The organism is Pradoshia eiseniae (assembly GCF_002946355.1).
Classification (GTDB): domain Bacteria; phylum Bacillota; class Bacilli; order Bacillales; family Pradoshiaceae; genus Pradoshia; species Pradoshia eiseniae.
In genome coordinates this window covers 26,324-38,901 of the sequence record NZ_PKOZ01000002.1, presented here as the reverse complement: position 1 = coordinate 38,901, position 12,578 = coordinate 26,324, and the positions used below count along the sequence as shown (strand labels likewise).

Sequence of the window (12,578 nt, the reverse complement as noted above, 5' to 3'; positions counted from 1 at the left end):
GAAAGCAGGGCACCGTTCACTGGTCCCTGCCATCCGTTGCCTTTATTGTAAGTCAGCTTCAGCCAACGTCATTTCTACTGTTTGTGCCTTACCGTTACGATAAAATTTCACTTTCATCGTATCACCAATTTTCTTCTCCGCATATAAATGCCTCCGTAATGTTGGCACATCCGGGATTGCCTTACCATCAAGTTCAACGATAACATCATATTCCCTCAGGCCGGCCTGTTCTGCTGGAGAACCAGGCTCTACTCCTGCGATTACGACTCCTTCTTTCACCTTTGCTGGAAGATTTAGTGTCTCGTCTTGCTGATAGCTAGTCACTTCATTCAATGACCGCAATGAGGTGCCCATATAAGCGCGTTTGACTTTGCCATGTGCTTCAAGGTCCTGAATGATGGGAATCGCATAGTTAATGGGGATTGACAAACCGATACCCTCAACAGATGACTCAGCAATCTTCATCGAGTTAATGCCAATGACTTGACCGCTGATATTTACAAGTGCTCCTCCGCTGTTGCCTGGATTGATAGCGGCATCTGTTTGGATAACCTCCGCATTCCAATCCTCGATTCCATCAGAATTAACGTCAATCGGGATTGTCCTGTTCAAACCAGAAATGATTCCTTGAGTCACCGATCCAGAGAAATTCAATCCAAGCGGATTCCCAATAGCTATGACTGGTTCACCAGATTTAAGTTTATCAGAATTCCCAAACTCCGCAACGGTATCGACTCCTTTATCATCAATCTGGATGACCGCCAAGTCCGTCCAGACATCGCTTCCCAAAAGCTTAGCCTTTGTCTTAGTTCCGTCTGTCAGGGTAACCTCTAATGTACTCGCTCCCTCGACGACATGGTTATTCGTCACAATAAAGGCCTTTCCCTTTTCTTTCTTATAAATGACACCAGAACCCGTTCCCGCTTCCGTTTCTTCGTTAAAGAAATTGGATCCTTGCATATTCGTGATGCCAATAACGGCATCAGCTGTTTTTTCGACCGCCTTTGTTACATCTGTTGTCACATCCAACGAGACATTCCGAGTTAAATTGGACGTCTCGTTATGCTGGTTCGTTATTGGATTCTGTCCATTTCCTCCAGTAAAGTTTCCAGTCAGCAAAAGTACAATCAAGGCGCCTATAATGGAGCCAATAAGACCGGATATGAAATAACCGCTCTTGCTCTGACTTTTACGCCGCCTGAACTGATTATCATCTTCATCATAATAGCCCATCCACATACATTCCTTTCAGCTCAAAACTTAATTTACCTTCTATTATTTGTTCTTTTTCATAATATAAACCGTAAATTCTTCTAGGAAATCTTTCGCTTATTCTTTTCCCTACTGAGTCAAAAAGTATGTTTAGGCAAAAAAATAACAGAGAAAAATCTCTGTTATACTTCTATTAATTCGGTTGGCTCATTTGGGTCGGTATCATACAAACTGAATTGCTCACCGACACGAATGCCCTTTGTCTCTAATGTTTGCGCAACGGACATTTGCGCCAGATCTTTCATATTATTGTCCTTGCTTAAATGCGCTAAATAAAAACGCTTCGTACGATCGCCAGCTACTTCACTCATGGCAATGGCTGCATCTTCATTGCAGACATGTCCCACATCGCTCAAAATACGGCGTTTGACGCTCCATGGATAGCGTCCCATTCGGAGCATACCTACATCATGATTGCTTTCGAATATATACATATCCGCATTTTGGATGATTCCTTTCATGCGGTCACTTACATAACCAGTATCCGTAATCGTCACGAGCTTCTTATCACCATGATGGAACACATAAAACATCGGCTCTGCCGCATCATGTGAAACGCCGAATGATTCTACATCCATAGCGCCGAATGTCTTTACTGTCTCCATCCCGAACTCAAACTTTTGCTCTGTCGGAATCTCCCCAATCAAGCCATCCATTGCCCTCCATGTATTAGCATTGGCATAGATGGGCAAGTTATATTTTCGCGCCAGGATGCCAAGTCCCTTAATGTGATCGCTATGCTCATGTGTTACGAATATACCTGAAAGATCCTCAGGTTTCTTTTTGATCTTCCCTAATAGCTCTACCATTTTCTTTCCGCTCAAGCCGGCATCGACGAGAAAGGAGTTTTCTCCGCATTCCACATAAAGAGAATTTCCCGTACTTCCGCTGGCGAGAACGCTGAATTGCATAGACATATTCCTCACTCCGTTAAATTCTCTTCTTCTGTATTTAGTACTTCACTGCCTGTTCCTTCAACGAAATAATCCTCCTGGCCATCTACCTTGAAATGCCAGGTGGGCACAAGTACCAGGATTTCAGACTCTGTCACTTCTACGAGAGTATAATACCCAAGCTCTGGATTAGTTACCTTACTGCCTACGGATAAATAACCGTTTGTCAACAAGCTTCCTAACGCCTCCACAGCTGGTTTGATTGCCTGATTTTCATTAAATTCTTCTATATTATCGAGCATTGTTTGCTCATACCCAACCACTTCATTCTTCTCGTTCAATTGAAATACAATTTGCGCATCTTGGTTATTAAAAAGCACACGCTCATTATAAACTTGGCTATAAATAATGGTTTGGTCTTCCTTGCTCCAGAACTTATAAGAGGTGCCTTCGGTAATCTCCTTCTTCATGAACGTTTCAAGGTCAAAATATTTACCTTCTCCCGTTCCAATTGGTATCGGTGTTTCAAGAGTAGAGACAATCGTATTTTCATTACCTAGAACCGCATTTTGATTCTTAAGTGTACTAATATCTTTTTCCGTGAACACCTTAGCCTTTGCGCTGATGGTTTTCTCCGTTACTGATCCGCCTGGCATGGAGGAGTATTCAATCCCGGCATCCTCGAGCTTTTCCTCAACAGTCGATTCTTTGTTAACTTCAAGCTTTGTCGCCTTAAAACCAATGAATTGATAAAGAAGGAAGATATCTAACACGAGGAAGACAACAATGAATAGACTTTTTGTTTTATTCCAATCCATCCATGATGCCTCCCTTATCCATTATCTTTATCCAGGAATTGTCATACAGAAAGTACCAATTTGGCTTTAAGGTAACAATGTCGGTTCCTGTTTTATCATCAACTAGCATCTCAAACCCAATCGTCATATCAGCCAGCTTGTCAGGATTATATTGTTTATTTAGGCTTTCCTGAAAAGCGATAAGAGCATCTTCCGCTCTTGGTAAGATGGCGTCACTTTTTGTCAGTGCCTTGTCCCCAAGATACATATATGGACGCTCGTACATTCTCACATTTTCGGTTCCCCACTCAACATCGAATTCGGAATTGCCTATGTCACTAAAGACTGGCAGGCCTGAAATATATAGACGGTAGATAATTTCCCTTTCTTCCTCATCCATATCCGCAAAGCGGTATCGCCTATCCCATCCCGAGTGGCTGTTTATATAATCAATATTCCTCTGCAGGATATGTTTGTCGGTGTTCTTTTCTTCCTTTGCGCCTACAGCCAGGTTCTTATATTCAATCATCCCTGTTTTAGAGTTCACCTTCATAAGGCTCACCCCATCTGTATATATATCTCCTTCCTGCTTTACAATTTCCGGGCTCGAGAATAAAGCCTTCATAAAGCTTGCTGAAGATACAAATTTGGTCAAATAGCTATATCCAGTCACTCTTTGTTCATTAGCCGGCACGATAACAGATCGATTATCCGTTATAGCCACTTTCTGATATTTCTCATATAGCTCTGTATTAGCAAAGGTTGTACCAAACTGCTCCAAATCTTCTTTTTCGAGCGCGGCCGCTAAGACTGCTTTCTTATCTTCAGAGATGAAATAAACTGAATGACCTACATCCTCACGTTCCTCCGTGAACACAACAATTCGGTCAAAGTAGACATCTGGTACAATACTATCTTCGATTTTCAAAAACTTTTTATAGAAGGATAATGGCACTGAATCATTGAATACAACCTCAATTGCTCCATCCCTCTCCACTAATTCCTTTATGTCATTTACATCCCCATAGCTTTCAGATCGATTTTGAAGGTTAAAGAGCGTAACATTCTTAACCATATCCATCATTTCAGATACCATTTCCTCTGAATAAGTGCCATAATAGGAACTTTCATCATAGTACAGCATCTTAATTGGCTGGACAACCTCATCAGGCTCCATATTGCCATTGCTCATAATTTTCGTCTGGACATGTTGGATATCAATTTCATAGCTTGGCTGATAAAACCAATATGACCATGTGAGCAGCCCGCTGATTACGATCAGGGAGAATAACAAGATATTTTTTAATCCTTCCCAGCTCATTCCCAATCATCCTCTTGTAAAGGTTCATATGGCAGTGTAAAGAACACGGTTGTCCCTTTGCCTTCCTCACTTGATGCCCATATTTGCCCTTTATGTGCTTCAATCATTTCTTTTGCAATAGCCAGTCCTAGGCCAGTCCCTCCCAACTTGCGGGAGCGCGCCTTATCGACTCGATAGAACCGCTCAAAAATCCTTGAGACATTTTCCTTTGGAATCCCCATTCCCTCATCGCGGATGCTTACTTCAATATTCGGTCCAATGACCTGCAATTTGAAAGTAACCTGTCCCCCCTCTGGGGAATATTTCAAAGCGTTGGAAATAATATTATCAAGCACCTGTGTTATTTTATCCTCATCAATTTCCACACCTATTGACTCCTCCGGAATGAGACGCTTAAAGGTCACATTTCTTGATTTAGTCATCTCAAAACGGTCAATTACACGGTGGAAATAGCGTCCGAAGTCTACCCAGGTTGTCGATAATTGATAATCTGTGCTATCAAGCTTAGATAGTTGAAGAAGAGCATTTACCAGCCGAATCATTCGCTCCGTTTCGGTCTGAGCCGTGTTTAAGAATCTCGGGGCAAGCTCCGCATCATCCATCGCTCCATCTGCCAACGCTTCGAGATAACTTCGCATCGTTGTTAAAGGTGTCCGCAGCTCATGAGATACATTGGCTACGAACTCTCTTCGTTCCTCATCGATTTTTTCTTGTTCTGTGATATCATGCAGAACGACAATCAATCCATTCACAAAGCCTGTTTCGCGCTGAATGATGGAGAAATTCGCCCTCAAATATAATAGTTTCTTATCGGAGCTATGGTCTAAAATCATTGAATCCTTTTCATTTAAAAGCTGACTAAAGGTATACGTATCATCTATTCCTAATACCTCCGTTATCGGCTTGGATAGTGATGTTTCACGTGAAACCTTCAGCATGGATACCGCTGTATCATTAATAAGAATGACACGTCCGCGTCTGTCAGTCGTCAACACACCATCAGTCATATTCGTTAAAACAGATGAGAGCTTGCGTTTTTCTGCCTCTGTTGTTGCTTGAGCATCCTGCAATTTCTTTGTCAAATTATTGAAGGACACAGCGAGCTGTCCAATCTCATCATCGCTGTATACTTTAACCTTACGCGTATAGTTTCCTCTCGACATAGCCATCGCCTGCCTTCTCATATCAGAGATAGGCCGCGTAATGGTTTGGGCAAGTAAAATCCCTAATACAGCTGTCACAAGCAGGGAAATAATTGTGGCCCGAGCCATAATCGTATTGATTTGCTCGAGTTCCTTATACACATTCTCGATTTTTGTAATCAAATACAGATTACCGATGACGACACCATCCTCCGTCATGAGCGGCTCTGACCATAGGAGAATTCGCTCCGCATTACTTGCATCAATGCGAATGTCCTTCTGGGCTGCACCTTGGTTAAAGGCTGTCCTGACCATTTGATCGGTAAATCTGGTTCCCACTATTTCCTGATTTTCCGCTGAAGACCCAATTACCTTATAGTCCTGGTCTATCACTCGTATCTCTGAGATATCCTCAGAATCATAATCCCCGATAGTCGTTTCAATATCCTCCATCAAGGTCGGATCACCTGCTTTGCGCGGTTCGATAATCTCCTTTTCAAGGCTATATTTTAAGATGTTGACCCTCTCCTGAATCGAGCTTTTAAAACTATCTAAAAGCTGCTCCTCTAAGCGCTGGGCAAAATATACACCGATAATCTGCATTGCCACGAAAATCAACAACAAATAAATTAATACGAATTTAAAATAAATCGAATTAAAAAAACCGACTTTTTTCATAAGAATTACTCCTGTTCAGGGTGACGGAGGTAATATCCAACTCCTCTTCTTGTAACAATCCAAGCCGGATGACTAGGATTATCCTCTATTTTCTCTCTTAGACGTCTAACCGTTACATCAACTGTCCGTACATCTCCATAGTAGTCATAGCCCCATACTGTTTGCAGGAGATGTTCCCTTGTCATGACTTGTCCTATATGCTTCGCTAAATAGAAAAGCAGCTCAAATTCACGATGAGTCAGTTCAATGGTCTCACCTCTTTTAGATACCATATATGAATCTGGGTGAATAACCAAATTCCCCACCGTGATTTCATTTGTTTCTTCCTGTTCATCCTGCTGGTTAGCAACTTGCTTTTGTCTGCGCAGGTTTGCTTTGACGCGCGCAATCAATTCACGTGTACTGAATGGCTTTGTCACATAATCATCTGCTCCAAGCTCAAGACCAAGAACTTTATCAATTTCAGAATCCTTTGCTGTCAGCATGATGATTGGCATATCATATTTCTTTCTGACCTCCCTGCACACTTCCATTCCATCCTGCTGCGGGAGCATTATATCAAGTAAAATCAAATCCGGCTTTATTTCCTCAACAAGCTTGATCGCTTCATTGCCGTCATAGGCGCAGAAAACGTCAAACCCTTCCTTTTTTAAATTAAACTGGAGTATGTCAGCAATTGGCTTCTCATCATCAACAACTAATATTTTCTTATCCATTACAGCGACTCCTTTATCTATCATTCATATCTATACAAAAGCAGGGCAAACTTGTCCCATTTTTTATAAACTCTTTCAAACTTACTTTATCATTTCTCTTTGTCTAGGTCATCTTTTTAAGAAAAAATCCAGTTATCTACAACAAAAAGCGATAAATCCCAATTAATATTTTCACATTAATCGCATCGAAAGAAAGAAGGCATTCAGAATATAGTTATTCTGAATGCCTTCTTTCATAAGTCAGCTATTAAATTCCGTAAGGATTTCTCAATACATTTGTTTGATTTCGATCTGGTCCAACTGAGAAGATGGACAGTGGAATACCAGTCAGCTGGGAAACACGCTCAAGGTATGCTCTCGCATTCTTCGGAAGGTCTGATAGTGTCTTTGCACCGGTAATGTCCTCAGTCCAGCCTGGAAGCTCCTCATAGACTGGTTCACATTCAGCCAGCACCTTCAGGCTCGCCGGAAACTCCTCCATAATTTCTCCTTTGTAGCGATAAGCTACACAGATCTTCAATGTCTCAATGCCTGTTAAGACATCAATAGAGTTAAGAGATAGGTCAGTCATACCGCTTACACGGCGTGCATGCCTTACGACAACGCTATCGAACCAGCCTACACGGCGCGGGCGGCCTGTTGTCGTACCATATTCTCTTCCCACTTCCCTGATTTGATCGCCAATTTCATTATGGAGCTCAGTCGGGAATGGGCCGTCTCCCACACGAGTTGTGTATGCCTTGCACACACCCACCACATGATTGATCTTAGATGGGCCGACTCCAGCCCCAATGGTCACTCCCCCTGCTACAGGATTTGAGGATGTCACAAATGGGTAAGTCCCTTGGTCAATATCTAGCATAACACCCTGAGCTCCTTCAAAAAGAACACGGCGTCCTTCATCAAGAGCGTCATTTAAGACAACAGATGTATCACATACATACTTTTTGATTTGCTGTCCATATTCATAATATTCTTCAAAGAAATCATCTAAGGTGAAGCCCTCTGTCTCGTAAAACTTCTCGAGCATCCGGTTCTTCTCCTCTAGATTTCTTGTTAACTTTTCTTCAAAAACTTCACGATCCAAAAGGTCGGCAATTCTAATGCCTATACGGGCAGCTTTATCCATATAAGCTGGTCCGATGCCTTTTTTCGTTGTACCAATCTTATTGGCTCCCTTGCGCTCTTCCTCTACCTCATCAAGCTTCAAATGATAAGGAAGGATGACATGCGCCCGATTCGAGATACGAAGATTATCAGTTGAAACGCCGCGTTCATGCAAATAAGCAAGCTCTGCGATCAGGGCCTTTGGATCAACGACCATCCCATTCCCGATTACAGATATCTTATCTTTATAGAAAATCCCAGATGGAATTAAATGGAGCTTGTAAGTTTCACCATTAAATTTAATTGTATGTCCTGCGTTATTTCCGCCTTGATATCGCGCTATTACTTCTGCATTTTCAGAAAGAAAATCGGTGATTTTCCCTTTACCTTCGTCTCCCCACTGCGTACCAACTACAACTACTGAAGACATTCTGACACCTCCAAAATTTTGAGCAATCAGCATATATGCTTTTTTGCCTAACAAACATTCTTAGTGTATCAATTCCAATTACGTTTTTCAATAAAAATACGAACATTTTTATGCAATCATCAAAGTACGTTCGTTATTAAGGGATAATAAAAAATCCGTCTATGATGACGGATTTTTATTATGCACCTGTCGGGAAGGCATCATTCTCAAACCTTCGTTCCAGGTTAACGAATTTATTATATTCTTTTACGAAGGCTAGCTGTACAGTACCGACAGGGCCATTCCTTTGTTTCGCAATAATGATTTCTATCACGTTTTGGTTCTCTGTCTCCTTATCATAGTAGTCTTCCCTGTACAGGAAGGCTACTATATCCGCATCCTGCTCGATACTCCCGGATTCACGGATATCAGACATCATTGGACGTTTGTCTTGACGTTGCTCTACTCCACGAGAGAGCTGAGAAAGAGCAATAACTGGAACCTCAAGCTCACGGGCAAGAGCCTTTAAAGACCTGGAGATTTCTGAAACCTCCTGCTGTCTGTTCTCTCCCGAACGACCATTACCCTGAATGAGCTGCAAATAGTCAATCAAGATCATTCCAAGGCCATGCTCCTGCTTTAGACGGCGGCATTTTGAGCGAATCTCACTAATGCGTACTCCTGGGGTATCATCAATGAAGATTCCTGAATTCGACAAACTTCCCATCGCAAGGGTAAGCTTGCGCCAGTCCTCATCAGTCAAGGAACCTGTTCGCAGGTTCTGTGCGTTAATATTTCCCTCAGCGCATAGCATACGCATGACGAGTTGTTCAGCGCCCATCTCTAGGGAGAAAATAGCAACATTTTCATCGGTTTTAGTCGCGACGTTTTGGGCAATATTTAAGGCAAAGGCTGTCTTACCAACAGAAGGACGAGCAGCAACGATAATCAAGTCATTGCGCTGGAACCCTGCTGTCATCTTATCCAAATCATTAAATCCAGTTGGGATACCAGTAATATCTCCAACACGGTTATGCAAAAGCTCAATATTGTCATATGTCCGCACTAGGACATCTTTAATATTATGGAAGGCGCCAGCATTCTTGCGGGAGGCCACTTCCATGATGCTCTTTTCCGCTTCGCCAAGCAGGCTTTCTACCTCATCCTCGCGTGAATATCCATCTTGAACAATGCCTGTTGCCGTATTAATCAATCGGCGCAGTACCGATTTTTCTTCTACGATACGAGCGTAATATTCAATATTTGCCGCAGTAGGCACTGAAGAGGCCAGTTCTGTTAAATAGGACACGCCGCCTACTTCTTCCAGCTGCTTTGTTGCGCTAAGCTCTTCTGTTACCGTCACTAAGTCAACCGCTTTACCAGTATCATTCAATTTAAGCATGACAAGGAATATTTTCTGGTGCGCGCTTCGATAAAAGTCCTCCGGAAGAAGAATCTCCGAAGCTAGAATAAGTGAGGAAGGCACAAGAAAGATTGCTCCTAATACAGCCTGTTCGGCTTCCACGTTTTGTGGTGGTACCAAATCAGTAAAGAGCTCATTCATTCGGCAAACCCCCTTTATATAATAAGGCCCATTTGGCAAGGACACTTGCCTGGGCTGTTCTCTTTATCATTCATACTGTTTGTTCTTCTATTGTATATGGAATTGCAGAGAATAGGTATAGGTAATTATTTATTAATTTATCCACTAAAATCTATCATACTAAAAAAAGCGATAATATCAGCTATCAAGCCTATCATCACTTTTTTCTAAAATTATTTCCCGGAAAATGTCGTTTATTGTTCCTTGACGTGAACATTTAAAGTAGCCGTTACTTCATGATGAAGCTTAACTGGGACTTTTGTGTAGCCTAGTGATTTAATTGGATTTTCAAGATCGATTTTTCGCTTATCCAGCTTCACCTTATGCTGCTTTTGCATGGCATCGGCGATTTGCTTGCTTGTGATGGATCCGAAAATACGGCCGCCATCTCCAGACTTTGCTTGGAGCTCAACTGTCAGCTTTTCCAAGCTTTCTTTTAGCTTTTTAGCATTTTCTAGCTCTTCCTGTGCAAGCTGAGCCTCTTTATTCTTTTGGTTCTCTAATGCTTTCATATTGCCGCCTGTCGCTTCCACGGCAAGGCCCTGCTTTAATAGAAAGTTATGCGCATATCCGTCAGCTACATTTTTAATTTCACCTTTTTTCCCTTTACCCTTTACATCTTTCAAGAAAATAACTCTCATGAAATGGTACCTCCTTCTAATTGCTCATCTAACGCTTTTTTCAGCATTTGTTCTGCCTTCTGCATAGATATGTTCTCTAGCTGGGTTGCTGCATTTGTCAAATGCCCTCCGCCTCCAAGCTGTTCCATAATTACTTGAACATTAATCTCGCCAAGCGATCTTGCACTAATGCCAATCTCGTTTTCAGCCTTCTTCGCTAGCACGAAGGCAGCAGAGACCCCCTCCATTGACAGTAGTGTATCAGCCGCCTGGGCAATCATTACTTGATCGGCATACCCGGATATTTCCCCATTCGCTATCGCCACACCATCACAGTAAAAATACACATTGCTAAGCAGCTTGGCCCGCTGCAAATATGAATCCACATTCTCCTTTAATAGCCTTTGGACCATTACTGTATCCGCTCCATGGCCTCTTAGGAACGATGCCGCATCAAAGGTCCGTGAGCCGGTCCGGAACGTAAAATATTTCGTATCAACTATAATTCCTGCTAAGAGAGCTGTTGATTCCAGCATATCGAGCTTCACCCGGCTCGGCTGGTACTCAATCAGCTCTGTCACAAGCTCAGCTGTTGAAGATGCATACGGCTCCATATAAACGAGAAGAGAATTATCGATGAATTCCTCCCCGCGCCGATGATGGTCAATGACGACAATCTTCTCTGTACGGGATATAATTCTGTCATCAATAACAAGGCTTGGCTTATGCGTATCCACTACGACAAGGAGCGTCTTTTCAGTTATGAGCTCAACGCCATTTTCAGGGGAAATGAACATTCCGTCAAGCTCTGGCTTCTGTTTAATCTCACAGAGCAATCTCTTGACGCTTGAATCAAGCTCATCACGATCCAGAATAATGTAACCATCCCGGTCATTCATCTGAGCAATCTTCAATACGCCAAGGGATGAACCAATCGCATCCATATCTGGGAACTTATGTCCCATAATAATGACTTTATCACTGTCAATAATCAAATCACGCAGCGCATGCGAGATAACCCTCGCCCTTACTCGTGTCCGCTTCTCCATTGGATTCGTCTTGCCACCATAGAACTTAACCTTCCCATTTGGAAGCTTGATGGCCGCCTGGTCACCGCCCCTACCTAACGCAAGATCAAGACTTGACTGGGCAACGGCTCCAAGGTCAGGCAAGGCTGGAACTCCGCTGCCTATACCAATACTAAGTGTAAGCGGAACATTTTGTTTGGCCGTTGTTTCCCTTACATCATCGAGAATGGAGAACTTTGTGTTTTCCAGCTCAGTAAGAATGTTTTCGTTCATTACCGCAATGAATCGATCTGAAGATATTCGCTTCAAAAACACTCCGTATTCCTTTGCCCAGTTGTTCAGCAAAGATGTGACAAAACTGTTTAAGCCACTTTTACGCTGGTCATCCATCCCTTGTGTCACATCATCATAATTATCTAAGAAAATAATGCCAATGACAGTCTGTTCATCTTCATAAAGCTTCTCTATCTCAGTCTGTTCTGTCACATCAAAGAAATAAAGAAGTCTTTCATCCGGTTTATGAACAACACGATATTTACTGTCATGAATTGTCAGTGTCATTTCTCCTTCTTGCTTCCGAAGAAAAGGAAGCAAAGATTCTGCTACCTCTTCTATATTTTTGCCAACCAAGCTATCCTCTTGAAGACATTTAGTCATGAAGGGATTTGACCACTCAATAACAAAGTCATCATTAAACAATAGAATACCGATTGGCATTTCTAAAAGAGCTTCCTCTCCGACTCTCTTCAACCGGTAAGAAAGAGTAGAGATGTAGACCTCTGTTTCCTTCCGAACTGCATTCACAATCAACAAGCCCAGAAAGACAAAGGCAATAAAGAACAAAGAAGCCAATAATGCATAAATCCAATTATAATAAGCAAGTACGCCAATTATGAGCACGCCTACGCTTAATAAAGCGTATACAGGATAACGGAATGCTTGCTTTCTTAAATAAGGCGGCATAGTTTCAGCTCCTAATTAAAGTGGGGTCA

General features: G+C 42.2%; 10 protein-coding genes. All 10 read right to left on the bottom strand.

Annotation, left to right across the window (positions count from 1 at the left end; all coding sequences use genetic code 11):
* Positions 1 to 42: 42 nt before the first annotated feature.
* Complete coding sequence (locus CYL18_RS05080) at positions 43 to 1,233, bottom strand: S1C family serine protease (RefSeq protein ID WP_104848406.1); 1,191 nt, start codon at positions 1,231 to 1,233, stop codon at positions 43 to 45.
* Positions 1,234 to 1,394: 161 nt separating this feature from the next.
* Positions 1,395 to 2,189 (bottom strand): MBL fold metallo-hydrolase, encoded by a 795-nt coding sequence (locus tag CYL18_RS05075; protein WP_104848405.1) that lies wholly within the window; start codon positions 2,187 to 2,189, stop codon positions 1,395 to 1,397.
* 5 nt (positions 2,190 to 2,194) lie between these two features.
* The gene (locus tag CYL18_RS05070; RefSeq protein WP_104848404.1) at positions 2,195 to 2,983 is read right to left on the bottom strand and encodes a two-component system regulatory protein YycI; all 789 of its coding nucleotides are present in this window, start codon (positions 2,981 to 2,983) and stop codon (positions 2,195 to 2,197) included.
* Positions 2,970 to 4,283 (bottom strand): YycH family regulatory protein, encoded by a 1,314-nt coding sequence (locus CYL18_RS05065; RefSeq protein WP_104848403.1) that lies wholly within the window; start codon positions 4,281 to 4,283, stop codon positions 2,970 to 2,972. The genes CYL18_RS05070 and CYL18_RS05065 overlap by 14 nt, the downstream gene beginning before the upstream one ends.
* Positions 4,280 to 6,103, bottom strand: coding sequence for a cell wall metabolism sensor histidine kinase WalK (gene walK, locus CYL18_RS05060; protein WP_104848402.1), 1,824 nt, complete (start codon positions 6,101 to 6,103; stop codon positions 4,280 to 4,282). The genes CYL18_RS05065 and walK overlap by 4 nt, the downstream gene beginning before the upstream one ends.
* Positions 6,104 to 6,108: 5 nt before the next feature.
* Entirely contained in the window at positions 6,109 to 6,819 is a 711-nt protein-coding gene (gene yycF, locus CYL18_RS05055) for a response regulator YycF (RefSeq protein ID WP_104848401.1), read from the bottom strand.
* Positions 6,820 to 7,066: 247 nt separating this feature from the next.
* Positions 7,067 to 8,356 carry an adenylosuccinate synthase gene (locus CYL18_RS05050; RefSeq protein ID WP_104848400.1) on the bottom strand — a complete coding sequence of 430 codons (1,290 nt, stop codon included), beginning with the start codon at positions 8,354 to 8,356 and terminating at the stop codon, positions 7,067 to 7,069.
* A gap of 178 nt (positions 8,357 to 8,534) precedes the next feature.
* Positions 8,535 to 9,899 (bottom strand): replicative DNA helicase, encoded by a 1,365-nt coding sequence (gene dnaB / locus CYL18_RS05045; RefSeq protein WP_049672666.1) that lies wholly within the window; start codon positions 9,897 to 9,899, stop codon positions 8,535 to 8,537.
* Between the two features lie 233 nt (positions 9,900 to 10,132).
* A complete protein-coding gene (rplI, locus tag CYL18_RS05040; RefSeq protein ID WP_104848399.1) occupies positions 10,133 to 10,579 on the bottom strand; it encodes a 50S ribosomal protein L9 in 447 nt (148 codons plus the stop codon).
* Complete coding sequence (locus tag CYL18_RS05035) at positions 10,576 to 12,549, bottom strand: DHH family phosphoesterase (RefSeq protein WP_104848398.1); 1,974 nt, start codon at positions 12,547 to 12,549, stop codon at positions 10,576 to 10,578. The genes rplI and CYL18_RS05035 overlap by 4 nt, the downstream gene beginning before the upstream one ends.
* Between the last annotated feature and the right edge of the window lie 29 nt (positions 12,550 to 12,578).